The organism is Kitasatospora sp. NPDC087314, assembly GCF_044744365.1.
Classification (GTDB): Bacteria; Actinomycetota; Actinomycetes; order Streptomycetales; family Streptomycetaceae; genus Kitasatospora.
The window spans coordinates 51,533-76,005 of the sequence record NZ_JBIUYE010000017.1 but is presented as its reverse complement, the minus strand read 5'-3'; the positions used below and the strand labels follow the sequence as shown (position 1 = coordinate 76,005).

Here is a 24,473-nt window from a genome sequence, read left to right as displayed (position 1 = left end):
CGAGAGGGTCGTGTCCGTCGTCAGGGGCGTGTCCCGCGAAGCGACCGCCGAGTGCGGCGAGCGCAGCGAGGTGGGCGCATGAGTGGCTTCATCGGCCGTGGCTGGGCCTTCCCGCTCCGGGTGAACGCCACCGGCGGCATCGGCATGGTCGACCGGGACCGGGAGATCGAGGAAGCCATCCGGCTCATCCTCGGAACGGCCCCCGGCGAGCGGCCGATGCGTCCGGAGTTCGGCTGCGGCATCCACGAGTACGTGTTCGCGCCGAGTGACGGCAGCACCGCCGGCCGGATCGCGCGCGAGGTGCGCACCGCGCTGGAGCGCTGGGAGCCCCGCATCGAGGTCGACGACGTCGTGGTCGCCTTCGACACCGTCGACGACGGCACGCTCTACATCGACATCCACTACACCGTGCGGTCCACCAACGACCGCCGGAACCTCGTTTTCCCCTTCTACACCATCCCGAGCTCGCCGGACGCCCCGGAGACCGTGGACGCCTCGTACGGGGGAGAGAACTGATGGCGCTGCCCTCCCCGAACCTGGACGACCGCCGCTTCCAGCAACTCGTCGACGAGGCCAAACGGTACGTCCAGCAGCGGGCCCCGGAGTGGACCGACCACAACGTGTCCGACCCCGGGGTCACCCTCATCGAGACCTTCGCGTACATGGTGGACCAGCTGCTCTACCGGCTGAACCGGGTACCGGAGAAGAACTACTCCGCCTTCCTCGACCTGCTCGGCGTCCGGCTCTTCCCGCCGGCCGCGGCGACCGCGGAGGTCGACTTCTGGCTGTCGGCCCCGCAGCCCGAGACCGTCCTCCTGCGGGCGGGCACCGAGGTGTCCACGCTGCGGACCGAGACCGAGGAAGCGGTGGTGTTCTCCACCGCCGAGGACCTGCCGGTGGTCCCCAGCTCCCTCGACCGGCTGGTCACCGTCTCCGCCGCGGGGGAACAGAGCGACGCCACGTCCCGACTGGCCGACGGCGTGGACGTGCCCTGCTTCCAGGCGCGCCCCCAGGTCGGGGACGCCATGATGTTCGCGCTGCCGGCCGTGGTGCCGCGATGCATCCTCGTCGTCCGGCTGGACAGCCGGGTCGAGGGCGTCGGCGTCGACCCGCGGCAGCCCCCACTGGCGTGGGAGGTGTGGGACGGCGCGCGGTGGATCGCCTGCGAGACCGGCCCCGACACCACCGGCGGCCTCAACCGGCCCGGCGAGGTCGTGGTGTTCGTGCCCGCCGGGCAGGTCGCCTCGGTGGTCGCCGGGCGCCGGGCGGGCTGGCTGCGCTGCCGGGTGACCGAGCCGGAGCCGGGCCAGCCGTTCTACGCGGAGTCCCCCACGATCCGCCGCGCGGAGGTGTTCACGATCGGCGGCACCGCGACCGTCGTCCACGCCCAGACCGTGACCGACGCACCGCTCGGCACCTCGGAGGGCGTCGCGGGCCAGCGCTTCCGGCTCGCCAGGCCGCCCGTCCTGCTCGACGGCGGGGCCCCGGTGGTCGAGGTCTCGGGCGGGGACGGCTGGGAACGGTGGACGGCCGTCGAGCACTTCGGCGACTCGGCACCGACCGACCGGCACGTGGTGATCGACGCGACCACCGGCGAGTTCGCCTTCCCGCCCGCCGTCCGGGAGCCCGACGGCGGCCTGCGTGCCTTCGGCGCCGTCCCGCCCAAGGGGGCGCAGCTGCGCGTGCCGAGTTACCGTACGGGCGGCGGCACCGCCGGAAACGTCGCCCGGAGCACGATCACGGTGCTGCGCAGCTCGGTCCCGTACGTGGCCCGGGTCGACAACCGCGAGGCGGCCAGGGGCGGGGTCGACGGCGAGACCGTGGACAACGCCAAGCTGCGCGCACCCCACCTGCTGCGGCTCCAGGAACGGGCCGTCACGGCCGAGGACTTCGAGCTGATCGCGCGGCAGGCCGCGCCCTCCGCAGCCCGGGTCCGCTGCGCGCCGGCCGTCGCCGGGGAGGCGGGCGCCGTGCGCGTGCTGGTGGTCCCCGACGCGGTCGCGGACGAGGGTGACCGGCTGCGGTTCGAGCAGCTGATCCCCGGCGAGCAGATGCTGTCCGCCATCGCGGCGGCCCTCGACGAGCGGCGGCTCGTCGGCACCCGGCTCGTCGTCCAACCCCCCGCCTACCAGGGGGTGACGGTGGTCGCCCGGCTCGCGACCAACTCCCCGGACGCCGACCGGGTCCGCGAGGCGGCGCTCGCGGCGCTGTTCCGGTACCTCAACCCGCTGCGCGGCGGCGGCGCCGACGGCTCGGGCTGGCCGTTCGGCCGGGCCGTGCAGTACGGGGAGATGTTCGCGGTGCTCCAGCAGGTGGCCGGGGTCACGGCGGTGGAGGAGCTGCGGCTCTTCCCGGCGGACCCGATCACCGGGCGCCGGGGTGCGCCCGCCGAGCGGGTCGACGTCGCCCCGGACGCGCTGGTGTTCTCCCACCAGCACCAGGTCGTGGTCGCCACGCTGCCCCCGGGCGAGGTGCGATGAGCGGGCGGGGTGCGATGAGCGGGCGGCGCGGGTTCGTCGTGGAGCGGAGTGGGTTCGGCATGGAGTGGCGCGGGCACGTGGTCGAGGGGCGCGGGCTCGTCGTGGAGTGGTGCGGGCGGGCGGACGCCGCTGCCGGGCTTGGCGGGGCGGACGCATGAGCAGAGGCGCCGTCCCCGGGCTGCCCAGCCCCCATCCGATCGGCGAGTGGCTGCCCGCGCTCTACGCCGAGGACGACTTCGCCCAGCGGTTCACCGCCGGGCTGGACACCGTCCTCGCCCCGGTCTTCGCCACCCTGGACAACCTGCCCGCCTACTTCCAAGCACGGCTGGCCCCGGTCGACTTCCTCGGCTGGCTGGCATCCTGGGTCGCCGTGGAGGCCGACCCGGCCTGGCCGGAGGAGGTGCGCCGCGGCGTGGTCGAGCGCGCGGTGGAGTTGCACCGGTGGCGGGGCACCCGGCGCGGGCTCCGGGAACGGCTGCGGCTGATCCTCGGCGTCGGTGTGGAGATCGTGGACGGCGGCGGGGTGGCCTGGTCCACCACCCCGGACGCCGCGTTGCCACCCGCCCCCTCCGGGGAGCTGCTGGTGCGGGTCTGGCCCGAGCGCACCCCGGCGGTGGACGAGGAGCAGGTACTGGCCGTCGTCCGGGCGTCCTGCCCGGTCCATCTCACCTGCCGGGTGCAGGTCTTGCCCGGTCCACCCGGGGTGGAGGGGAGCTGACCGATGCGTACGTGTCCCGAGTGCGGAGTCGCCAACGAGGACGGGGACGACTTCTGCGGCAACTGCGGTGCCTACCTCGGGTGGTCGGGGGCGGCCTCGGCCGCCGCCGGCGGCCCGGCGGCGGCCACCGGAGCTGCGGCGGCCACCGAAGGCGTGACGGCGGCCCGTGACGAACCGTCGGCGCGGCCGGGCGCGTCGGCCGCCGCGCGGTCCGCCTCGCCGGCTGTCTCACCGTCCGTTTCACCGCCCGCCTCACCGGCCGTCTCGTCGTCTGCTGAAGCGCCTGCCGCGTCGTCTGCCGAGCCGCCCGCCGCACCTGTGGCGGGCTCCGGGCGGGCCTCCGGCCGGCGCGGCGCGGCGCGGCTGATCCGCAGGCCCGAGCCCGCCGCCGAGCCGTCGGGTCCGACGGCCGCCGAGCCGCCGAGTCCGCCCGTCGCCGAGCCACAGAGCCCGCCCGCCGCCGGTCCGGCGGCTCCGCCGGCCCGTGAGGCGGCACCCGCCCGCGAGCCGGTACTCGCCCCCGAGCCGGCGCCGACCCGGCCGCCTGCGGCGGACCCGGTGGCGGTTCAACCGCAGCCCGCCGCGCCCCGACCGCCCGCGGCGGACCCGGTGGCCGTGCAGCCCGCCAAGCCCGTCGCGCCACGCCCGGTCGTCCGGCCGTCCGCGGCCGACGAGGCCCAGGTCGGCCCGCCCTGCCCCCGGTGCGGCACGCCCAACCGGCCCGGCCGGAAGTTCTGCCGGCGCTGCGCGGAGCCGCTGACCCCCGCGGAACCCGTGGCGGCCCTGCCGTGGTGGCGCACCCGCTGGCCGTTCCGGCGCCGCGTGCGGATCGGCGGCTCCGGAAACACCCTGCGCCGGATCATCGCGATCCTCGTGGTGGCGGCCCTGGTGATCGCGGGCGTCCTGCTGTACCCGGCGGGCCGGAACATCTATGAGGACGTGCTGGACAAGCTCCGCAACGCGTCGGCGATCACCCCCACCGGGTATTCGGCGAGTGCGGCGGTCGAGGGCCATCCGGCGGCGCTGGCCGTCGACGGGCTCACCAACACCTACTGGGGAGCGCCGCAGGTCGGGGACTCGATCGACTTCTCCTTCGCCCGCCCGTTCCGGCTGGTGGACATCATCGTCCACACCGGCGCCTCCACCGATCCGCAGGAGTTCCAGAAGGAGGCGCGGCCCATCAGCCTGGACCTGCGGATGACGACCTCGGAGGGCAAGGTCCACGAGCAGAAGGTGACCCTGAACGACAAGGCGGGTCCGCAGACGGTGCTGACCGGCGTCAGCGACGTGGTCAAGGTGACACTCGTCGTCCGTGCCGCAGCCGGAACCGGACCCCACATCGCGCTGGCCGAGGTGGAGTTCTTCAAACGCTGACCGGCAGGCTGCGGCGTAAGACCGACCGGCACATGGTGGGCGGCGTCGCGACGCCCGGGCTGTCGCCTAAACGGCTTCTCCTCCGTCGCCGCAGCTCCGCTGCTACTCCCTCGTCGGCACCGCCCGGACTCGGCCCGGACGCCGCTCCTTCATCCACCCACCATGTGCCGGTCGGTCTAAGCCGGGGGAGGGCCGTGGGAGGCTACCCGGGTACCGCCGCAGCCTGCGTCCAGGAGCACCGCCATGCACCGACCCCCCGCCGTCTTCCGTCTCGACGCCACCGCCTCCGGGCACCCGGCGGGGATCCTCGACGCCGCCGAGCAGGCCGAACGCCGGGGCATGGACCGCCTGGTGGTCTCCGAGACCGCGTACGACCCGTTCCTCCAGCTGGCCCGCGCCGCCGACCGGACCGAGCGGATCGAACTGGCCACCGGCATCGCGGTGGCCTTCGCCCGCACCCCGATGACGCTCGCCTACCAGGCCTGGGGGCTGCACGCGGCCTCCGGCGGACGGGCCGTCATCGGGCTGGGCTCGCAGGTCAAGCCGCACATCGAGAAGCGCTTCGGGATGCCCTGGGACCGCCCGGCCGCGCGGATGCGCGAGTACGTCCACGCGGTGCGGGCGATCTGGCACAGCTGGCAGACCGGCGAACGGCTGCGCTTCCGCGGCGAGTTCTACACCCACACGATGATGACGCCGGTCTTCTCGCCCGACCCCGTCCCCGGCGGGGTGCCCCGGATCCTGCTGGCCGGCGTCGGGCCGCTGATGACCCGCACGGCGGGGGCGGTGGCCGACGGCTTCCTCAGCCACCCCTTCTCGTCGACCGCCTACCTGGCCGAGCAGGTGCTGCCCGGCCTGACCGAGGCCCGGGCGCAGGCCGAGGCCGAGGGCGCCCCCTGGACGGCGCGGCCGTTCGAGATCACCGGCAACGTGCTCACCGCGACCGGTCGGACCGAGGAGGAACTGGCGGCCAACCGGGCCGGGGTGCGGGAGCGGCTGGCGTTCTACGCCTCCACGCCGGCCTACCGTCCGGTGCTGGCCCAGCACGGGTGGGAGGGGCTCCAGGAGGAGTTGCACACCCACTCGGTGCGCGGCCGCTGGGCGGAGATGGCCGCGCTGATCGACGACGAGGTGTTCGACACCTTCGCGGTGTCCGGCCCGGTCGAGGAGGTCGCCCGCGAGCTCACCCGCCGCTACACGGGCCTGGTCACCCGGCTGTCCGTCAGCCTGCCCGAGGACGCGGACCCGGGGCTGGGCCTCGACGTCCTGGACGCCGTCCGTGCCCTCGGTCGACCGGCTGTCGGTTGACCGGCCGTCGGTTTATCGGCTGTTGGTTGACCGGCCGTCGGTTTATCGGCTGTTGGTTGACCGGCCATCGGTTGACCGGCGGCGCCCGAGCGCCCGTCACCTGAGCGCGGCCGTCATCCGAGCGGCCCGCCCTGACCGGAAGCGGCCGCCGAGTGGGCGCAGAAGGCGGTCGATCGGACGACGGGTGATCAAGTCCGAGCACATTCGGGCATCGGATGCCCGGCGGCGACGCCGGGCGGCAGGATCGCGATGGCAGGCCGAGACGAGCCGTGCGCTCCGTCCGCGCCGATGCCTGTCATGTCTTGGCCACCCGTCGACGACCGTGGGGGTGCCCGCTTGTCCGTGCCAGACGACCATCCTGCCCTTGACCGCTTCGCCGAATTCGGGGCGTCCGACGACCTCGCCGACTTCGCCGAGTTCCTGCGCGTCTGCGCCGAACTGACCGGTTTCGACGAACCCGAACTGCGCGCCACCGGCATGGCGCAGGAACACCACCGCACCACCCTGGCCCACCGGATCCGCGACGACCACGCCCTGGTCCACCTCTGGTACGTCGGCGCCTGGCCGGGCGAGGAGCCGACCTCCGCCCGCGCCTACGACCAGGGCCTGGCCTGGCGGACCTTCCACTCCGCCCCGCCCGGTTCCGCCGCCCCGGGACACGGCAGCTGGGCCGAGGCGCCCCGAGGGGGCGAGGAGCGGTGACCGCCCGCTGGGACGCCGTCGTGGTCGGCGCGGGCTTCGCCGGAACGCTGGTCGCCCACCGCCTCGGTGCGCAGGGCTGGCGGGTCCTCGTCCTCGAAGCCGGACGGACCGCACCCACCGGCCCCGAGACCGCCGCCGCCTACCGCGCGGCCGGTGGCGGCCCGCCCACCTCGCCCTACCCGCACAGCCCCGACGCCCCGTCACCCGACGTCACCGACCTCACCGGGCTCCCCGACGGCGGCTTCACCGCCACCGGACACCTCCGGCAGTACGGACCGCTGCCCTACGCCAGCGGCTACCTGCGCGCCAACGGCGGCACCGGACTGCTCTGGACCGGCCTCACCCCGCGCATGCACCCCGAGGACTTCCGCACCGGCGACCTCGGCCACGGCCGCAACTGGCCGATCGGCTACCACGACCTGGAGCCGTACTACCGCGACGCCGAACACGAACTCGGCGTCGCCGCCGACGCGGGGGAGCAGCGCCGCGCCGTCGGACTGCCCATCCCGGACGGCTACGCCTACCCCATGCGGGCCATCCCGGCCAGCTATCTCGACCGGCAGCTCGCCCAGGCCCTGGACGGCCGGACCGTCCGCGACCCCGCCATGCCCGACCTCGCCCGGCTCGCCGTCACCGGCACCCCGCACGCCCGCAACGGCCTGCCCACCCGGCCCGGGGACACCTTCGGCCCGCCGTGCGCGGGCAGCGCCAGCTGCGTCCCGGTCTGCCCGACCGGCGCCAAGTACACGCCGCTGCGCACCCAGGCCCGCTGGGCGCCCAGCGTCGAGCTGCGCACCGAGGCCGTGGTAGCCCGGGTGCTCGCCGACCCGGTGACCGGACGCGCCACCGGCGTGGAGTACCTGGCCGACGCCGCTGTTCACCGCGTGGACGCGGACCTGGTCGTCCTCGCCGCGCACGCCGTCGAGAACGCCCGGCTGCTGCTCCTGTCCGGCCTGGCCAACCGCAGCGACCAGGTGGGCCGCAACCTGATGGACCACCCGGCCCTGCTCACCTGGGGGCTCATGACCGACCCGGTCGGCCCCTACCGGGGGCCCGGCTCGACCAGCGGCCTGGAGGCCTTCCGCTTCGGCCCGGCCCGGGCCCGCCGGGCCCCGTTCCGGATCGAGATCGGCAACTGGGGCTGGTCCTGGGCCGGCGGAGCACCGGAGGCCGAGGCCGCCGCGCTGATGGCCGCCGGGCTGCGCGGCAAGCAGCTGCGTGCGTGCCTGGGCGATCGGCTCGGCCGCCAGTTCTCGCTCCAGTTCGAACTGGAACAGCCCGCCGACCCGGCCAACCGGGTCACCCTCGATCCGGACCGGCGCGATCCGCTCGGCCTCCCCACCCCGGCCGTCCGCTACGACCTCGACGGGTACGTCCGCGCGGGCATGGCCTCGGCCCGGGCCGTCTCCGACCAGCTGTTCGCGCTGCTCGGCGCCGAGGACCACACCGCCTACCCGGCCGGTCCGCAGTGGCCTGGCCGCCTCGAACACCAGGGAGTCGCGTACGGCTACCGGGGCGCGGGCCATGCCGGCGGCACCCACCTGATGGGCGACTCACCCGCCACCTCCGTCGTCGACCACTGGCAGCGTTGCTGGGACCACCCCAACCTGTACGCCGTCGGCTGCGGTTCGATGCCCTCGCTCGGCACCTCCAACCCCTCGCTCACCATGGCCGCCCTCGCGCTGCGCAGCGCCGAGCGGATCCACCAGGACCTGCTGGACCTGCGCCGCCCGCTGTCCGTCGGCGCCCGCCTGCCGTCCCCCGCCGCTCCCCGTCCGGGCGACCTTCCCCCGCCCGCCCCCTGTTCGTCCGCCCCCCGTCCGTCCGCCCTCCCGGAGACGCCATGACCGGCCTGCCGCTCCCGCCCGTACCGGAGCCGTACCACCTGCCCTTCCACTACGGCGCGCTGCACAACATCGGCGTGGACTACCTCGTCCGGCCGGATCGGGCGCGTGAGCTGCTCGGCAAGCGTCACCCAGGCCTGACCGCCGCCGTGTTCGACGGCGGTGCCTGCCTGTCCCTCAACTACCAGCTGTACTTCGCCCAGTACCCGAACGGTGGCGGTATCACCGAGGAACTGGAGATCAACCTGGTCGCCCACCCGGTGTTCGCCGAGGACCGCCTGCCGGTGCTCAACTACGGCCAGTACGCCCGGGGTTACGACCAGACCAAGCTGCTCGGCATCGCCCGGCTGCACGTGCTCTGCGACAACCCCCTCGCCATCGACGCCGGGCGCCGCCTCTATGCCGAGCCCAAGCACCCCGGCTGGTTCGAGACCGCCCTGCCCTCGCTCAACGCGCCCGCCGTGCGTGAGCGCTGGTCCGTCTCCTGCCGCCGGGCCACCCTCGGACCGGACGGGCTGCTTCGCCACGACGAACAACTCCTCTCCCTCGACGTGGACTTGATCGGCCTCACGCCCGAATCCGTCAACAACACCCCGATCACCGGCTACGGCACCGACGACGAGGGCAAGCTGCTCGCCGGCCCGCTCAACGTCTACCAGCCCTACCGGTACTACTCGCTGGACGACCGCACCGCCGACCGGGTCCGCCTCGACCTCGGCAACCCCGCCGAGGAGTCGGCCCGCGACCTCGCCCACCTGATCGCCGACGCCCCCGCCGCCGGAGTCTGGACCTACCAGTCCCCGCCCGTCGCCGCCCACAACCGCGCCTACTACGTCCGCTGACGCCCCCCGCCGCCCGCCGCCCGTCTACTGCACTTGTGGTGAACGCCGGTGCCACGTCTGCCCAAGGGGCCGTCGTGGGAGCGGAAGCGTTCCGGGCGGCGCGGCGCGGGCCGGAGGCCGAGCGGGTGCGGGTGCCTCCGCTCGGTCTCCGGCCCGAGGTCACCCGGGAACGGGCGGCCCGTCCGGCCCCGCCGTGAGCGCGGCCGGCACCCGCCCGGCAGGTGGGGTCCGTCCGGCGGGCGTGGCGGCCGGTGCCCGGGCCCAGCGGCCGGCGAGTACGGTGCCGGCCACCAGCTGGAGCTGGTGATAGGCCATCAAGGGCAGCACCAGCAGACCGGCCTGGGGACCGAAGAGCACGGTGGCCATCGGCAGCCCGTTCGCCAGGCTCTTCTGGGAACCGCACAGGACCGCCGCGATGGTGGCCGGCCGGTCGAGACCGAGCAGCCGCGCGCCGAGCCAGGTGGCCGCGAGCGCTGCGGCCAGCAGGGCGAGCAGCACCGCGACCAGGCCGAGCAGGCAGCCCGGGGTGGCCAGGCCCCAGATGCCCTGGGCCATCGCCGCGCTGAACGCGGTGTAGACGACGAGCAGGATCGAGCCCCGGTCCATCGGCGTCAGCACCCGTTTGTGCCGGCTCAGGAAGCCCCCGATCCATGGCCGCAACAGCTGTCCGAGCAGGAACGGTGCGAGTAACTGGGCTGCGATCCGCAGCAGCCCCTCGGCCGACAGCGCGGTGTGTGCGCCCAGGAGCCAGGCCGCCAACAACGGGGTCAGCAGCAGCCCGGCCAGGCTGGAGTACGTCCCCGCGCAGATCGCCGCCGGGACGTCGCCCCCGGCTGCGCCGGTGAGGGCGACCGAGGACTGCACGGTGGACGGGAGCAGGCAGAGGAACAGCACCCCGGTCTGCAACTGCCCGGTGAGCGGGGCGGGGGTGAGCAGCGCGGTGGCCACCCCGAGCAGCGGGAAGAGGCCGAAGGTGGCGGCGAGCACCAGCCCGTGCAGCCGCAGGTGGCCCAGCCCGGCCAGCGTCTGGCGGGCGGAGAGCCGGGCGCCGTAGAGGAAGAACAGCAGCGCCACCGCGAGGTTGCAGGCCACCGCCGCCACCCGCGCCGAGCCGCCGGTGGCCGGGAACAGGGCGGCCAGCCCGACCGTCCCGGCGAGCGCCGCCATGTACGGGTCGAGCCAGCGCGGCCGCAGCCCGCGCCACCGGCTCCGGCGGTCGGTGCCGTCGGTCATTGGCCACCCCCGACCGCCACCCCGTCCGGGCCGGACCCGAGCAGGCCGCCCACCAGGGACCCGGCGCCGTCGTGGTCGCTGCCCGCCGAACCGCTGCCGTTCTGCACGTTGGCCGTACGGTCGATCTCCACCCAGGAATCGGCGTTGGAGTTGTCGACGAGCGTGATCAGCCCGCCGCTCGCCGCCGCCGGCGCAGCGCCCGCGAGCAGGCCGGACGCCCCGGCCAGCCCCAGCGCGACGGCCCGCAGGGCGGCGGCCGCCGAGGGCGGGGCGGGGCCGCGCAGCCCCGCCGTCATGCCGTCATCCCCGCGAGCGGGCGGGAGCGCGCGATGTTCCGCTCCAGGAGTTCGGTGGACTCCCGCACGCCGATCTGGCGGCTCTCCCCGGCGCCGGCCGGCAGCCGCCCGTCGGCGACCTTCAGCCCGGCCAGCGCCTCGTCCATCGCCCGGTGGGCCGCGAACAGGCAGGGCGTGCTGTAGATCGCGACGTCCACCCCCAGCTCGGTCAGCTCGGAGAGCGACAGCCGGGGGGACTTGCCGCCGGCGATCTGGTTGAACAGCAGCGGCTTGTCCCCGACGACCCGCCGGATCCGCCGGATCCAGTCCTCGCTGCGCACCCCGTCGACCAGCACCACGTCGGCGTCGGTGGCGGCGAGGGCCCGGGCGCGGCGCAGGATGTCCTCCTCCTCGGTGGCGTCGGTGCGGGCGACCACCAGGAGGTCCGTCCGGTTGGCGAGGACGAGGTTCAGCTTCTCCAGGTACTCCTCCAGCGGGAGGACCTGCTTGCCGTCGGCGTGGCCGCAGCGGCGCGGCCGCTTCTGGTCCTCCAGGATGACGCCGGACGCGCCGATGCGTTCGAGCCTGCGCACGACGTGGCAGGCGACCTCGGGATCGACGTAGCCGTCGTCGATGTCCACCAGGAGATGGTGCTGGGGGAAGGCACCACGCAGCCGTTCGACGAAGCCGACCATGTCCGGCCAGGCGATGAACCCGATGTCGGGCAGGCCGTAGTAGGAGGCGGCGAAGCCGAACCCGGAGACGAACATGCCGTTGTAGTGCTCGGCCGCGATGGAGGCCGAGTACATGTCGTAGACGCCGATCAGGGGCGTGGTTCCGGGGCTCGCGATCTCCTCGCGGAGCCGCTGCCCGTGACCCGACGCCGTGAATCCGTGGAACAAGGCCTTCTCCTCACCTGCAGTGACTTTGCCTGATCTTGGTTTTCCCTAGACCAAACTGAGGTGCCATCACTATGCGCCCTTTAATGTTCCGTGGGCAAATCTTTAAAGGAGATTCACCCGTTAGAGTTAGGGATTGAATTGCAAATACGACAGGCATATGAAATGTAGATGGTGTGGAGTCCAGGATGGGGGCGTGCTCCTCGGGATCCTGCGGGCTCGGGTCGGAACCGTGCCCCGCGCCCTCGCCCTGGCCGGCATCGATCGGTCCGAACTGTCCGACCGCGTACGGCAGATGATCGACGGTCGGGATCAGTGACCACCGGAAACGGCTGACACGGCCGGTTCGATGCGGTGGAGTGGGAGTGGGCCGGACGGTCATCGTCAGGTCACACACGACGAGGAGAATCGCATGCACCAGCACGCCGCTCGTGCGGACGGCGGCCGGCCGGACGCCGAACCAGCCGGGGCCGCGGGCACGGCACCTGAGTCCGCGTCGGCCGCGAGCGCCGAGGGCTACGAGGCGATCCAGCACGTGCTGGAGCTGGCCGTGGCCCGGGGCGGCCTCCCCGGCATCCTGGTCGAGGTCCGCGACGGCACCCGGCCGTGGTTCGGGACCGCGGGAGTCGCCGACACCCGGACCGGCGGCAGGCGCTCACCGCAGGACCGGTTCCGCATCGGCAGCATCAGCAAGACGTTCGTGGCCACCGTCGTGCTGCAACTGGCGGCCGAAGGCCGGCTGAGCCTGGACGACACCGTGGACCGGTGGCTGCCCGGCGTGCTGCGCGGCCACCACGACGGTGCCGGGGTGAACATCAGGATGCTGCTCAACCACACCAGCGGGATCTTCAACTACACCGATGACGTGGAGGCACTGAACCGCCACGAGACGCACACCCCCGAGTCGCTGGTGCGGATCGCCACATCCCATCCGCCCGCCTTCGCGCCGGGTTCGGACTGGGCGTACTCCAACACCAACTACGTCCTCGCAGGCGTGATCCTCGAACGGGCCACCGGCCGCGCGCTCGCCGAGGAGATCGCGGAGCGGATCTCCCGCCCGCTCGGACTGGCCGGCACGTACCTGCCGCACGGCAGCGACCCGACGATCCACGGGCCGCACTCCCGGCACTACACCAAGCTGTTCCAGACCGGCCCCGGGGCGCCGGTCCACGACGCGACCGAGCTCGATTCATCGGTGTTCTGGGCAGCCGGCGGCATGGTCTCCACCGCCGGGGACCTCAACCGGTTCTTCGGAGCCCTGCTGGGAGGCCGGATACTGCCGCCGGACCAGCAACGCGACATGTTCACCACCGTGCCCACCCGCGACTGGATTTCCGACGCCGCCTACGGTCTCGGTGTCTCCTCGGTGAGACTGTCCTGCGGAGAGACGGTCTGGGGCATGGGGGGTGCGCTCTTCGGATCGTGGTCCTACGCCTACGGCGCCCGCGATGGCGAGCGGATGGTCACCGTCAACGTCAACGGCGACTGGAGTGACGGCGGTTGGGACGACCCCATCGGTGTCTTCACCGATCTGCTCCAGGCGAGGTTCTGTCGCCGGAGCGGTGTCTGAACACCGGAGCCAGCGGTATCCCAACGCCGGGGTCAGCGGTGTCCGAACACCAGGGTCGCCGCGTCGGCCGCGTGGTCCGCGCCGTGTCGTCCGTGGCCCGACGGGGCGTCAGGAGGCCGGCGCCGGGCGGACGGCGCGGCGCTCGCGCAGCGTCCGGAGCACCCGGCGGGTCGCCCGGGTGGCGACCGGCGGGAGCAGGTCCAGGGCGAGCCGGCGCGGGGCGGACTGCTGCACGGGGGCCTTGACCTGGTAGTTGAGCCGCAGCACCTGTCCCCCGGCGATGGTGTCGTCGTCCACCGTGTAGCCCTCGGCCTGCCAGTCGCGCGCCAGCAGGACCTGCCGGACGGCCGCGGCGTCGCCCCAGGTGCCGTAGAACTTCATCGGGGTGAGCAGCACCGGTCGCAGGCCGCCGGTGAAGACCGCCTCCCAGACCGCCGCCGACACGCCGGGGGTGTGCTCGGAGCGGTAGTCGTCCAGCGCGACGACGCCGTTCTCGGCCAGCGCCGCCCTGGCCACCGCGATGTCCCCGGCGACGTGCTCGTACAGGTGGGAGGCGTCGATGTGGGCGAACCGGCAGCTGCCGGCCGGGATCCGGCCGTCGGCCAGCACCGAGGTGGGCGCCTGCACGATCTCCGGCAACGTGGTGTGGAAGGCGAGGTAGTTGGCCTCGAAGGCGCTCCGGGTGAGGGTCTTCCGGTAGGACATCGCCATCTCGGCGGCGTTGTCCGCGTCGCCCGCCTCGGAGTCGAACAGGTCACAGACGGTCAGCCGTTCGCCGGGCCGGAGGTGGTCGCCGAGCAGGACGGCGCTACGGCCGAGGTAGCTGCCTAGTTCGAGGATGTCGCCGGTGACGCCCGCCGTGGTCTGGGCGGCCAGTAGATGGCCGAAGGCCGCCCGGTCGAGCCGGAAGAACCAGCCGGGGATGTCGTCCCGGGTCAGCGGCGCGGGTCGGGTGGCGGCGGTCTCGGCGGTGGGCACGGCGGCCTCCAGGAGGGCGGGCGGGGCGCGGTGGCGGGTTCACGCCGCGGAGGGGAAGCCGTGGACGTGAGGCGGATCATCATAGCGATGCCGGGGCCGGGCCGGGACCCGTTGGGGAACGGTCCAATTCCGGGCGCTCGGTCGGCCGTTCGGATCCGTCCGCGGCCCCTGCCGGACCCGCCGGCCCGGCCGGCCCGACCCTAGCCGTCCAGTTCCGCGATGGTCTCCGTCAGCCAGGCCCGCTCGGCCGCCGTGGAGGCGCGGGCGACCAGCAGCATGCCGCGCCGGAAGGGGTTCGGCTCCCGCTCGGCGGTGACCGGGTGGCCGTCCGCGTCCTGGAAGAAGCTGCTCGGCTCGTCCAGGAAGGCCAGCCGGCGCCGGAGTACGGCCGCCTGCTGGGGCGGGTCGGCGAGGTGGTGCAGGAAGGCGGCGTGGGCGAAGAACCGGATCTGGTCCGTGATCTCGGCCTGCTCCGGGTCGGCCAGCCGGCGCCGCAGCTCGGCCCGGCCCTCCTCGGTGAGCTCCAGTGTCTGGCGCGGCGCGGCCCCGCTGCCGGGCTCGGCGCGGCGGCGCAGCAGTCCGGCCTTCTCCAGCCGGGCGATGGCGGGGTAGAGCGCGCCGTCGCTGACCGGCCGGACGTGGCCGGTGAGGCCGGTGATGCGGGACTTGAGCTGGTAGCCGTGCAGCGGCTGGTCGAACAGGAAGCCCAGGATCGCGAGGGTCAGCACGGTCGAAGCCCTTTCGTCGGAGTGCGCCCCATGGCGCGCCCATGTTACCTCTTGTCGAGGTGCCTCTATAAGATGTATCTCTATTCGAGGCACCGCGGACTCGATGCGGGCCGGGTCGGATCCGCCCACGAGGCGCGTCCAGCGGCCGCCGGGTGGCGGCGGAACGGGGGAGGAACATGCGCGGGCATCCGTCGCGGCTGATCGCCTTGGCCGGGCCGGTCTACGCCGAACTGCTGTCCGGGGTCGTCGCCTCGGTGATCGGCACCTTCTGGGTGGCCGGCCTCGGCGGGGCCGCCGTCGCCGCCGTCACCCTGGCCGGCACCGTGGAGAACCTGCTGCTCGGGCTCGTCCTGGTGGTCGGCTCGGGCACCAGCGTGCGGCTCTCCCGAGCCCTCGGCGCCGGCGACCGCGACGACGCCGCCCGCACCACCCGCGCGGCCTGGCGGCTCTGCGCGGCGGGTGGCATCGCCCTCGCCGTCCCCGGCTTCCTGCTGCGCGACCGCCTGGCCGGCGCCTTCCTGGGCGGCGACGCCGCCGCCCTCGCCGCCGACTACTTCACCGTCGCCTTCCCGGCGTTCACCCTGTTCGTCGCCCAGCGCGTCGCCGACGAACTGTTCAAGGGTGCGGGCGACACCCGCACCCCGATGCGGATCGCCCTGGTGTCGAACGCGCTGCTGCTCGCCCTCGACCCGCTGCTCGTCCTCGGCGCCGGCCTCGGCGTGACCGGCGCCGCGCTGGCGCTGGCCGCCTCGCGGGCGGTCGCCCTCGCCGTGACCCTCCGGCTGCGGCCACGGATGCCCGCGCCCGCCGGGGGAGTCGGTGCGGCGGCGGGCCGGATCGTCCGCGCGGGAGCGCCGTTCGGTCTGGACTTCACCGCCCGGATGGCGGTCGGTACGGCCCAACTCGCCCTGGTCGCGGGCTTCGGCGTCGCGGCGGTGGCCGGGTACGGCGTGGGCTACCGGATGCTGCTGGTCGTCACCATGGCCTTCTACGCGCTCCGCCAGGCTGCCGCGATCGAGGCGGCCCGCCTCACCGGCGCGGGCGAGGCCGCCGGGCTGCGCTCGCTGCACCGCGCCACCGGACGCCTCGCCGCACTCCTCGGCGCCGTCGCGGCGGTGCTCTCCGCGACGCTCGCCGCCCCGCTGACCGCGCTGTTCACCCACGACCCGGCCGTCGCCGGGCAGTCCGTCGGCTTCCTGCGGATGGCGGCGCTCTACCTGCTCCCGTACGCGCTGGTGGTCGCCCTCGGCGGCGTGCACCAGGCCGCGGGCGCCGGTCGGCCGCTGGTGCTCTCCGTACTGCTCGGCCTGGGCGCCCAACTCGCCGCCTCGGCAGGCCTGTCGGGTCCACTCGGAGTGACCGGGGTGTGGGCGGGGCCGGCCGTGGGCGCAGCCGTACAGCTGACTCTCCTGCTGTTCCTGACCCGGCATCCGCCCCGCCGGCCCGCGCCCGCGCCGGGCCAGGGCGAGCGGGCCCTGCAACCGGCCGAGTGATCGCCTCGGACGCCGGACTGTGCCACAGTGGCGGCCATGGGAACGACACCTGACGGGCGGCCGACCCCGCCCCCGCACGCGGACGAACGCGCCATGCTGGAGAGCTGGTTGGACTTCCATCGGGCGACTCTGGCGCAGAAGGTCGCCGGGCTCGACGACCAGCAGGTCCGGCTGGCGGCCGTCCCGCCGTCGACGATGACCCTGCTCGGCCTCGTCCAGCACCTCGCCGAGGTCGAACGCAACTGGCACCGAAGGGTGTTGGCAGGCGAGGACGCGCCGCCGCTCCACGGCGAGGACGGCCAGGGCGGCTACGCCCTCACTCCGGACCGGGGGATGGCCGAGGCGCTGGCCGACTGGCAGGCGGAGGTCGCCCATGGCCGCGAACTGACCGCCGGGGCGACGCTGGAGGACACCGGGCGGCTCTCCGGGCGCGCGGCGGACTGGGTCGGCTCGGAGACCGTCTCGCTGCGCTGGATCCTGGTCCACCTGATCGAGGAGTACGCCCGCCACAACGGTCACGCGGACCTGCTCCGGGAGAGCATCGACGGCCGCACGGGCCTGTGAGGGGGGAGCGGGCAGTGCCCACTCGTGTGGGTGCGCCCGCCCCGGGCAGAACCGGGGGCATGGACGAAGGCGGGGAGTCGGCCTGCTGGCCGGACCGGGTGTGCCCGGCGTGCGGACGGCTGCGGGAGCGGCCCGAGCCGCAACCGTGCGAGAACTGCGGCGCCGAGGCCGTCGGGGCAGCCCGCGCGGGCGGACCGGGCGCGGGCGGAACGGGCGGCACGGGCGCGGACGGAGCCGAGCCGGCCGAGGCCGTGGCTATCGACCGGGACGGCTGAGCCCCGGTCCGGCCGAGCGGGCCGGACCGGGGCCGCAGGCGTACGGCGTGAAGCGGGCTGCCACTACTGCGGTGGCTGGTCGCGGAACTGGTTCTTCAGCTGTTCCTGGGCGGCGTCCACCTGGCCGCTGTACTTGTCCTGGGTCCGCTCGTCGACGGCGTCGCCCGCCTTGTCGACGGCCTTGTCGGCCTGGTCCTCGTGGCCCTTCAGCAGGCCCTTGAGCTTATCCAACATGGACATGTGGTCACACTCCTGGATGAGACGGCCCCACCCCTCCAGGATCACCGTGTCCGCCGAGGTCCGCATCCCGCAGCGGTGTGGCGGGCTTGGCAACGCGGTTCCCGGTCCTGTCAAATCAGGGGTTCACGGACCGCCGGAAGGAGTCGCCTTGAAGCCTCGAACCCGCCGCCTGACCGCCCCGCCGCTGCGCCCGACCACCCCGCTCGACCGTTCCACGCCATTACCGGTCCCGCACCCGGGCCTGCGCCCGCGCACCGCCACCGTCCGGAGCGCGGGCGCCGCGCTGACCGTCGCCGCCCTGGTCGCCCCGCTGCTGCTGGTCGGCGCCGGTGGCGCGGCCGCCGACCCGGACCCGGCGCGCAGCGGCGAGCGGCTGGCCGCGCGGCTGGTCGAGGCCTCCGACGCCGAGAGCGCCCATGACACCCTGGCCGCGCTCCAGCGGATAGCGGATCGCAACGGTGGTACCCGGGTGGCCGGTTCGAAGGGGCATGACGAGTCCGCGCGCTACGTCTACGAGCAGGCCCGCCGGGCCGGGTTGAAGGTGTCCCGGCAGGAGTTCGAGTACACCTTCTTCGAGGCGCGCACGCAGCACCTGCAGGTGCTGTCCCCGCAGGCCGAGCCCGTCCCGCTGATCGCCATGACGTACTCGGTCGGCGGTCCGGACGCGGGCCTGACCACCGACCTGGCGGTCGTCCCGGTCAGCGCCACCACCGGGTGTGCGCCCGCCGACTACCCGGCGGGGGCGTTCACCGGCCGGATCGCGCTGATCCAGCGCGGCGGGTGCGGCTTCGCGGTCAAGCAGGCCGCGGCGGCGACGGCCGGTGCGGTCGGCGCGATCATCTACAACAACGCCGAGGGCGACCTCAACGGCACCCTCGGGGAGCCGACGGCCGGCCGGATCCCCACCGGCGGGATCACCCGGGCCGCGGGCGAGGCCCTGGCCGCGAAGGCCGCCGCCGGGCCGGTCCGGGTGAACCTCGACGTCCGCACGTTCATGGAACCGCGCAAGACCTGGAACGTCATCGCCGAGACCCGGGGCGGCGACGAGAAGAACACCGTGATGGTCGGGGCGCACCTCGACTCCGTCCCGGCCGGGCCCGGCATCAACGACAACGGCTCCGGTTCGGCGGGCATCCTGGAAGTCGCGCGCAACCTGAGCGTCCACCCGGTGAAGAACAAGGTCAGATTCGCCTGGTGGTCCGCCGAGGAGTTCGGCCTCAAGGGCTCGGAGGCGTACGTGAAGTCGCTCTCCGAGGCGGACCGGAAGAAGATCAAGCTCTACCTCAACTTCGACATGATCGCCTCTCCCAACTACGCGCAGTTCGTCTACGACGGCTCCGGCAGCACCGGCGGCGGCGCGGGCCCCGAGGGCTCGGCGCAGATCGAGCGGGACCTCACCGGCTACCTGGACGGCCGAGGTCTGCCGCACGAGCCGGCCGCCTTCGACGGCCGCTCCGACTACGGCCCGTTCATCGACGCGGGCATCCCGGCCGGCGGCACCGACACCGGCGCCGAGAAGATCAAGTCGCCGCAACAGGAGGACCGCTACGGCGGCACGGCGGGCGTGGCCTTCGACGCCTGCTACCACAAGGCCTGTGACAACCTGGGCAACATCGACATGGACGCCTTCGACGTCAACATCGACGTGATCGCGCACGCCGTCGGCACCTACGCCTGGGACCTCTCCTCGCTGAATCGACCCGTGCCGCCGCAACGCCCCGCCGGCCAGGCGGGTGGCGGCGGCGGTATGAGCGGGGGCCACGCCCACGAGGTGACGGCCTGACGCCCGGGTGGGCCCGCTGCCGTCCTCGGGCGGCGGGCCCACCCGCCCCGGTGGCCGCGGCCGTACTGATCCCCCATTCGGCTCTCCCCTCGGACCTCGCCCCTGGCGGGCGAGGATGTCGAGCACCATGGCACACGCCACTGACAATCCGGCTCCGGCCGGGTACGGTGCCGCGCGGAGCGCATCCGCCGAGACCCGGTGGGTGCGGCGAACCCGGTCCTGACACCATGGGACCGAGATCACGACACCGTGACACCCTCGGAGGAGTCAGCAACATGAGCACGCACTACGACGTCGTCGTCCTCGGCGCCGGCCCCGGCGGCTACACCGCCGCCGTCCGTTCCGCGCAGCTCGGCCTCAAGACCGCCGTCATCGAGGCCAAGTACTGGGGCGGCGTCTGCCTGAACGTCGGCTGCATTCCCTCCAAGGCCCTGCTGCGCAACGCCGAGCTCGCCCACATCTTCACCAAGGAGGCCAAGACCTTCGGCATCAAGGTCGAGGGCCAGGTGACCTTCGACTTCGGCGAGGCCTTCCGCCGCAGCCGCTCGGTGGCCGACGGCCGGGTCAAGGGCGTCCACTACCTGATGAAGAAGAACGGCATCACCGAGTACGACGGCCGGGGCACCTTCGTCGACGACCGCACCCTCCAGGTCGCGCTCAGCGGCGGCGGCTTCGCGGTGGTCACCTTCGACCACTGCATCATCGCCACCGGCGCCACCACCCGACTGCTGCCCGGCACCAGCCTGAGCGACCGCGTGGTCACCTACGAGGAGCAGATCCTCACCGAGCAGCTGCCGGAGAGCATCATCATCGCGGGCGCCGGCGCGATCGGCGTCGAGTTCGCGTACGTGCTGCACAACTACGGCGTCAAGGTCACCATCGTCGAGTTCCTGGACCGCATGGTGCCGCTGGAGGACGTCGAGGTCTCCACCGAACTGGCCAAGCAGTACCGCAAGCTCGGCATCGAGGTGCTGACCTCCACCCGGGTCGAGTCGATCGACGACAGCGACCCGAACGGCAAGGTCAAGGTCACCGTCACCAAGGACGGGCAGCAGCAGGTGCTGGAAACCGACAAGGTGCTCCAGGCGATCGGCTTCGCGCCGCGAGTCAACGGCTACGGCCTGGAGAACGCCGGCGTCAAGCTGACCGACCGCGGTGCCATCGCGGTGGACGGCCGCGGCCGCACCAGCGCCGGGCACATCTTCGCGATCGGCGACGTGACGGCGAAGCTGATGCTCGCCCACGCCGCCGAGACGATGGCCGTGATCGCCGCCGAGACCATCGGCGGGGCGGAGACCATGGAGGTCGACTTCGCCATGATCCCGCGCGCCACCTACTGCCAGCCGCAGATCGCCTCCTTCGGCTACACCGAGGCGCAGGCCCGGGAGCTCGGCTACGACGTCAAGGTCGCCAAGTTCCCGTTCACCGCCAACGGCAAGGCGCACGGCCTAGGCCACCCGATCGGCTTCGTCAAGGTCATCAGCGACGGCACGCACGGCGAGCTGCTCGGCGCCCACCTGATCGGCCCCGAGGTCACCGAGCTGCTGCCCGAGCTGACCCTGGCCCAGCAGTGGGACCTGACCGTCCACGAGGTCGCCCGCAACGTCCACGCCCACCCGACCCTCGGCGAGGCGGTCAAGGAAGCCATCCACGGCCTCGCCGGTCACATGATCAACATGTGACGCGGACCGCACGGCAGCAGGGCCCGCCCGGACTTCCGGGCGGGCCTTTCCGCTTTCGCGCCCCGGCCGATCGGTGCGATGCGCCGTTCGATGTGTCCGGCGCCGTCGGTGCCCGCGGGGCCGCCGCCCAAGTTTGGGAAAGTTTCCTAACTATGACTATTGACGGTCGGTGCTCCGGTCGGGATCCTGAACTCCGCGTTCCCGGTGGCCACCTGTGCGCGCGTTGTCTCCCCCCACCTTCCCGGAGCCACCCGTGTCCTCAGGTTTCACCCGGAGAATCGGCCTCTTCCAGGCCGCCGCGATCAACATGAGCCAGATGTGCGGCATCGGACCGTTCGTCACGATCCCGCTGATGGTCGCCGCCTTCGGCGGTCCGCAGGCCGTCGTCGGCTGGATCGCCGGCGCGGTCCTGGCCCTGGTCGACGGCCTGGTCTGGGCCGAGCTCGGCGCCTCGCTGCCCGGCGCCGGCGGCACCTACGTCTACCTGCGCGAGGCCTTCCAGTACCGCAGCGGGCGGCTGATGCCCTTCCTGTTCGTCTGGACGGCGATGCTCTTCATCCCGCTGATCATGTCCACCGGCGTCCAGGGCCTGGTGCAGTACCTGGCCTACCTGTGGCCGGACATGACGACCGGTCAGGGCGACGCCGTGGGTGTCGCGATCCTCGCCCTCGTCGTGCTGCTGCTGTGGCGCAGGGTCGAGAACATCGGCCGGATCACCGTCGTGATGTGGGCCGTGATGATCGTCTCCGTCACGGCCGTGATCGTCGCCTCGTTCACCGACTTCCACCCCTCGATGGCCTTCGACTGGCCCGCCCACGCCATCGAGCTCACCCACGGACAGTTCTGGATCGGCTTCGCCGCCGGCCTGACCATCGGCATCTACGACTACCTCGGCTACAACACCGCCTCCTACCTCGGCGCGGAGATCAGGAACCCGGGCCGGGTGATGCCGCGCGCCATCATCTTCTCGATCATCGCCATCATGGGCATCTACCTGCTGATGCAGATCGGCGTGCTCGGCGTGATCGAATGGAAGGACATGCTCGACCCCGGGAACGTGGCCTCCAAATCGGTCGCCTCCGCCGTACTGGAGAAGACCTGGGGCAAGGGCGCCGCCGACACCGTGACGGTGCTGATCCTGATCACCGCCTTCGCCTCCGTCTACACGGGCCTGCTCGGCGGGTCCCGGGTGCCGTACGACGCGGCCCGCGACGGGATGTTCTTCCGCGCCTTCGGCCGGCTGCACCCCAGGCACGGCTTCCCGGCGGTCGGCCTGGTGGTCATGGGCGCCGTCACCGCCGCCGGCTTCCTGTTCGCCCGGCACATCGGCAGCTCCGCCGAGCACCCGCCGCTGACCGTCCTGATCACCCTGCTGACCAGCGTCATGGTGATCGTCCAGGCGCTCGCCCAGATCGCCGCCGTCACGGTGCTGCGCAGGCGGCAGCCGCAACTCGCCCGCCCGTACCGGATGGTGCTCTACCCGCTGCCCGGCGTCGTCGCCGCCGTCGGCTGGCTGGTCATCTACGGCTACGCGGACAAGGCCAACCCGGGTGTCCACCCGATCGAGTGGTCGCTGGCCTGGGTCGGCCTCGGCGGCCTCGCCTACCTGGTGTGGTCGAGGGTCGAGGGCGCCTGGCCGTTCGGGCCGAAGGTGATCCGCGAGGAGTACCTGACCGCCCAGAACGCCGAGGTCGCCGCCGAGCCCGCCGGCTAGGCCGGGCGGGCGGGCCGGCCGTCCGGCCTCGGCGTGGTGACCGGACGAGCCGTCAAGGGGGGCGCCGGGGGCCTTGTCGTTCGAACGGCCCACCCGGGTCGCGGACTGCTTCAGCCGGGTGCTTGCTGAGGGTGAGCTACGCGTGGCGTGGGTGCCCATAGACGGAGGTGTCATGCGTTCCCGTTCCAAGCCTTCCTTCCTTGTCGCCGCCCTGGTCGTTGCCCTCGCCACCCTGATGAGCGGCTGCGTCGGTGGCCGAGCGGCTTCGGAGTCGCCCCCTTCTTCGCAGTCGCTGTCGTTTGCGGAGGGTTCCCCGTTGCAGGAACCGGCGCAGATGGTGAGCCACGACGGGGTACTGCGGGTGGAACTCGTCGTGGAGAGGCGGCAGGTGGACCTGGGCGGCCACAAGCTGTGGGCCCTCACCTACAACGGCGGCTACATGCCGCCGACGCTGCGGATCCATCCGGGGGACAAGCTGGACCTGACCATGAGGAACACACTGGACCAGGTCACCAACCTGCATGTCCACGGGCTCCATGTGTCGCCGAGCGGAAACGCCGACAACATCTTCATCAAAATCAATCCCGGTCAGACGTTCGACTACTCGTACCAGTTCCCGACCACGCTGCGAGCCGGCACCTACTGGTACCACTCACACGCGGACCCCATCTCCGCGCCGCAGGTCTCGGGGGGCATGTCGGGCATCCTGATCGTCGAGGGGCTCCAGCAGTACCTTCCGGCGAACCTGCGCAACATCACCGAGCACGTCATCGGCCTCAAGGACTTCCAAGTCCAGGGCGACTCCGTCAAGACCGAGGGCCTGCACATCGGCGGGACCACCAACCGCACCGTCAACGGCCAGCTGAACCCGACCATCCCCATCCGGCCGGGTGAGACCCAGCTCTGGCGGCTGGCCAACATCAGTGCCAACATCTATTACAACGTTCACCTGCAAGGACAGCAGTTCCATGTGATCGCCCACGACGGCACCCCCGTCGACCGGATCTGGACGGCCGACTCGCTCCTCCTCGCAGCCGGCGCCCGCTTCGATGTCCTTGTGCAAGGCGGTCCGCCCGGTCGCTCCCAGCTGCAGACGCTCGCGTACAGCACCGGACCGGCCGGCAACTCCTTCCCGCAGGCGACCTTGGCCACCCTGGTCTCCGAGGGACCTTCCGCGCAGGCGACGGCGCTGCCCACCTCGTCCTTCGCACCGACAGTGGACTTGAGCCAGGCGCCGGTCGCCGCGCGGCGCACCATCGTGTTCTCCGAGAACAAGGACGGCACCGAGTTCTACATCAATGGCAAGCAGTTCGACATGAACCGGGTGGACATCCAGGCCAAGCTGAACACGGTCGAGGAGTGGACCATTCGCAACGACAGCAACGAGGAACACTCCTTCCACGTGCACACCAACCACTTCCAGCTGATGAGCATCAACGGCCTTCCGCACCAGGGGCACGGCTTGCAGGACGTTGCGAGCGTCCCCGCCATGGGCCAGTTCGTCATCCGGATGCACTTCAAGGACTACACCGGCAAGACCGTCCTGCACTGCCACATCCTCAACCACGAGGACGCGGGCATGATGGCAGTACTGGAGATCGTCGAGTGACGCGGCTCCGGCCCTAGCCGCCCCGCGAGTCGGCGACCAGGCCGCTTCCCCCAACCGAAAGGGCATAACGGGCGTCAACTCACCTACCGCCCTCTGAGGGTTCAGGAGATCGTTCATCGTGGCGGCAGGGTGTCGTACACAATCATGGAACCGGGCGGCCTG

Annotated in this window: 21 protein-coding genes and 1 pseudogene; 16 read left to right on the top strand and 6 right to left on the bottom strand. The window is 72.9% G+C overall.

Annotation, left to right across the window (positions count from 1 at the left end):
- Nucleotides 1–78: 78 nt before the first annotated feature.
- From ACIO5E_RS32235 to ACIO5E_RS32195, 9 genes and pseudogenes are all read left to right on the top strand, one after another.
- Nucleotides 79–516 carry a GPW/gp25 family protein gene (locus tag ACIO5E_RS32235; RefSeq protein WP_280683641.1) on the top strand — a complete coding sequence of 146 codons (438 nt, stop codon included), beginning with the start codon at nt 79–81 and terminating at the stop codon, nt 514–516.
- Nucleotides 516–2,480, top strand: a complete 1,965-nt coding sequence (locus ACIO5E_RS32230; RefSeq protein WP_400674718.1) for a putative baseplate assembly protein — start codon at nt 516–518, stop codon at nt 2,478–2,480. The genes ACIO5E_RS32235 and ACIO5E_RS32230 overlap by 1 nt, the downstream gene beginning before the upstream one ends.
- Nucleotides 2,481–2,634: 154 nt before the next feature.
- Nucleotides 2,635–3,198: a phage tail protein I gene (locus tag ACIO5E_RS32225; RefSeq protein WP_400674717.1), complete on the top strand. Its 564-nt coding sequence runs from the start codon at nt 2,635–2,637 to the stop codon at nt 3,196–3,198.
- A gap of 3 nt (nt 3,199–3,201) precedes the next feature.
- Nucleotides 3,202–3,267, top strand: a pseudogene (locus ACIO5E_RS32220) (zinc-ribbon domain-containing protein); the annotation flags it as partial.
- A gap of 540 nt (nt 3,268–3,807) precedes the next feature.
- Nucleotides 3,808–4,572 carry an NADase-type glycan-binding domain-containing protein gene (locus tag ACIO5E_RS32215; protein ID WP_400674976.1) on the top strand — a complete coding sequence of 255 codons (765 nt, stop codon included), beginning with the start codon at nt 3,808–3,810 and terminating at the stop codon, nt 4,570–4,572.
- 243 nt (nt 4,573–4,815) lie between these two features.
- Nucleotides 4,816–5,880, top strand: a complete 1,065-nt coding sequence (locus ACIO5E_RS32210) for a TIGR03617 family F420-dependent LLM class oxidoreductase (RefSeq protein ID WP_400674715.1) — start codon at nt 4,816–4,818, stop codon at nt 5,878–5,880.
- Nucleotides 5,881–6,216: 336 nt separating this feature from the next.
- Entirely contained in the window at nt 6,217–6,582 is a 366-nt protein-coding gene (locus ACIO5E_RS32205; protein WP_400674713.1) for a hypothetical protein, read from the top strand.
- On the top strand, nt 6,579–8,429 hold the full coding sequence (locus ACIO5E_RS32200; protein WP_400674712.1) for a GMC family oxidoreductase: 1,851 nt from the start codon (nt 6,579–6,581) through the stop codon (nt 8,427–8,429). Before ACIO5E_RS32205 ends, ACIO5E_RS32200 begins: the two co-directional genes overlap by 4 nt.
- A complete protein-coding gene (locus ACIO5E_RS32195; protein ID WP_400674710.1) occupies nt 8,426–9,268 on the top strand; it encodes a hypothetical protein in 843 nt (280 codons plus the stop codon). The genes ACIO5E_RS32200 and ACIO5E_RS32195 overlap by 4 nt, the downstream gene beginning before the upstream one ends.
- A 159-nt stretch (nt 9,269–9,427) precedes the next feature.
- Here ACIO5E_RS32195 and ACIO5E_RS32190 read toward each other — a convergent pair whose 3' ends face one another.
- The 3 genes from ACIO5E_RS32190 to ACIO5E_RS32180 are packed head-to-tail and all read right to left on the bottom strand — an operon-like array spanning nt 9,428 to nt 11,678.
- Nucleotides 9,428–10,501 carry a bile acid:sodium symporter family protein gene (locus ACIO5E_RS32190; RefSeq protein ID WP_400674708.1) on the bottom strand — a complete coding sequence of 358 codons (1,074 nt, stop codon included), beginning with the start codon at nt 10,499–10,501 and terminating at the stop codon, nt 9,428–9,430.
- Nucleotides 10,498–10,797: a hypothetical protein gene (locus ACIO5E_RS32185; RefSeq protein WP_400674706.1), complete on the bottom strand. Its 300-nt coding sequence runs from the start codon at nt 10,795–10,797 to the stop codon at nt 10,498–10,500. The genes ACIO5E_RS32190 and ACIO5E_RS32185 overlap by 4 nt, the downstream gene beginning before the upstream one ends.
- The gene (locus ACIO5E_RS32180; protein WP_400674704.1) at nt 10,794–11,678 is read right to left on the bottom strand and encodes an oxaloacetate decarboxylase; all 885 of its coding nucleotides are present in this window, start codon (nt 11,676–11,678) and stop codon (nt 10,794–10,796) included. Before ACIO5E_RS32180 ends, ACIO5E_RS32185 begins: the two co-directional genes overlap by 4 nt.
- A gap of 409 nt (nt 11,679–12,087) precedes the next feature.
- Here ACIO5E_RS32180 and ACIO5E_RS32175 point away from each other — a divergent pair, with 409 nt between their 5' ends.
- Nucleotides 12,088–13,245 carry a serine hydrolase domain-containing protein gene (locus tag ACIO5E_RS32175; RefSeq protein WP_400674701.1) on the top strand — a complete coding sequence of 386 codons (1,158 nt, stop codon included), beginning with the start codon at nt 12,088–12,090 and terminating at the stop codon, nt 13,243–13,245.
- A 108-nt stretch (nt 13,246–13,353) separates the two neighbouring features.
- Here the strand turns inward: ACIO5E_RS32175 and ACIO5E_RS32170 are convergent, their stop codons facing one another.
- Entirely contained in the window at nt 13,354–14,223 is an 870-nt protein-coding gene (locus tag ACIO5E_RS32170) for a class I SAM-dependent methyltransferase (RefSeq protein ID WP_400674699.1), read from the bottom strand.
- Nucleotides 14,224–14,423: 200 nt separating this feature from the next.
- Nucleotides 14,424–14,951 carry a PadR family transcriptional regulator gene (locus tag ACIO5E_RS32165; protein ID WP_400674696.1) on the bottom strand — a complete coding sequence of 176 codons (528 nt, stop codon included), beginning with the start codon at nt 14,949–14,951 and terminating at the stop codon, nt 14,424–14,426.
- A 176-nt stretch (nt 14,952–15,127) separates the two neighbouring features.
- Here ACIO5E_RS32165 and ACIO5E_RS32160 point away from each other — a divergent pair, with 176 nt between their 5' ends.
- Nucleotides 15,128–16,444 (top strand): MATE family efflux transporter, encoded by a 1,317-nt coding sequence (locus ACIO5E_RS32160; protein WP_400674694.1) that lies wholly within the window; start codon nt 15,128–15,130, stop codon nt 16,442–16,444.
- A gap of 36 nt (nt 16,445–16,480) precedes the next feature.
- Nucleotides 16,481–17,008: a DinB family protein gene (locus ACIO5E_RS32155; RefSeq protein ID WP_400674692.1), complete on the top strand. Its 528-nt coding sequence runs from the start codon at nt 16,481–16,483 to the stop codon at nt 17,006–17,008.
- A 338-nt stretch (nt 17,009–17,346) separates the two neighbouring features.
- Here ACIO5E_RS32155 and ACIO5E_RS32150 read toward each other — a convergent pair whose 3' ends face one another.
- A complete protein-coding gene (locus tag ACIO5E_RS32150) occupies nt 17,347–17,523 on the bottom strand; it encodes an antitoxin (protein ID WP_400674689.1) in 177 nt (58 codons plus the stop codon).
- Between the two features lie 241 nt (nt 17,524–17,764).
- On the opposite strand from ACIO5E_RS32150, the gene ACIO5E_RS32145 reads away from it, so the two are divergent.
- The 4 genes from ACIO5E_RS32145 to ACIO5E_RS32130 all read left to right on the top strand — a co-directional run bounded on the left by ACIO5E_RS32145 (nt 17,765) and on the right by ACIO5E_RS32130 (nt 24,311).
- Nucleotides 17,765–19,306 (top strand): M28 family peptidase, encoded by a 1,542-nt coding sequence (locus ACIO5E_RS32145; protein WP_400674973.1) that lies wholly within the window; start codon nt 17,765–17,767, stop codon nt 19,304–19,306.
- A 275-nt stretch (nt 19,307–19,581) separates the two neighbouring features.
- Nucleotides 19,582–20,988 (top strand): dihydrolipoyl dehydrogenase, encoded by a 1,407-nt coding sequence (gene lpdA / locus ACIO5E_RS32140; RefSeq protein WP_400674687.1) that lies wholly within the window; start codon nt 19,582–19,584, stop codon nt 20,986–20,988.
- Nucleotides 20,989–21,241: 253 nt separating this feature from the next.
- Nucleotides 21,242–22,702 carry an APC family permease gene (locus ACIO5E_RS32135; protein WP_400674685.1) on the top strand — a complete coding sequence of 487 codons (1,461 nt, stop codon included), beginning with the start codon at nt 21,242–21,244 and terminating at the stop codon, nt 22,700–22,702.
- Between the two features lie 334 nt (nt 22,703–23,036).
- A complete protein-coding gene (locus ACIO5E_RS32130; RefSeq protein ID WP_400674682.1) occupies nt 23,037–24,311 on the top strand; it encodes a multicopper oxidase family protein in 1,275 nt (424 codons plus the stop codon).
- Nucleotides 24,312–24,473 lie beyond the last annotated feature (162 nt).

Bases quoted from the DNA above. Each gene is read 5' to 3' on its own strand.
- lpdA (WP_400674687.1), top strand. From the start codon at position 19,582: ATGAGCACGCACTACGACGTCGTCGTCCTCGGCGCCGGCCCCGGCGGC.
- ACIO5E_RS32155 (WP_400674692.1), top strand. From the start codon at position 16,481: ATGGGAACGACACCTGACGGGCGGCCGACCCCGCCCCCGCACGCGGAC.
- ACIO5E_RS32175 (WP_400674701.1), top strand. From the start codon at position 12,088: ATGCACCAGCACGCCGCTCGTGCGGACGGCGGCCGGCCGGACGCCGAA.
- ACIO5E_RS32130 (WP_400674682.1), top strand. From the start codon at position 23,037: ATGGTGAGCCACGACGGGGTACTGCGGGTGGAACTCGTCGTGGAGAGG.
- ACIO5E_RS32150 (WP_400674689.1), bottom strand. From the start codon at position 17,523: ATGTCCATGTTGGATAAGCTCAAGGGCCTGCTGAAGGGCCACGAGGAC.
- ACIO5E_RS32235 (WP_280683641.1), top strand. From the start codon at position 79: ATGAGTGGCTTCATCGGCCGTGGCTGGGCCTTCCCGCTCCGGGTGAAC.
- ACIO5E_RS32190 (WP_400674708.1), bottom strand. From the start codon at position 10,501: ATGACCGACGGCACCGACCGCCGGAGCCGGTGGCGCGGGCTGCGGCCG.
- ACIO5E_RS32210 (WP_400674715.1), top strand. From the start codon at position 4,816: ATGCACCGACCCCCCGCCGTCTTCCGTCTCGACGCCACCGCCTCCGGG.
- ACIO5E_RS32225 (WP_400674717.1), top strand. From the start codon at position 2,635: ATGAGCAGAGGCGCCGTCCCCGGGCTGCCCAGCCCCCATCCGATCGGC.
- ACIO5E_RS32160 (WP_400674694.1), top strand. From the start codon at position 15,128: ATGCGCGGGCATCCGTCGCGGCTGATCGCCTTGGCCGGGCCGGTCTAC.
- ACIO5E_RS32185 (WP_400674706.1), bottom strand. From the start codon at position 10,797: ATGACGGCGGGGCTGCGCGGCCCCGCCCCGCCCTCGGCGGCCGCCGCC.
- ACIO5E_RS32230 (WP_400674718.1), top strand. From the start codon at position 516: ATGGCGCTGCCCTCCCCGAACCTGGACGACCGCCGCTTCCAGCAACTC.
- ACIO5E_RS32195 (WP_400674710.1), top strand. From the start codon at position 8,426: ATGACCGGCCTGCCGCTCCCGCCCGTACCGGAGCCGTACCACCTGCCC.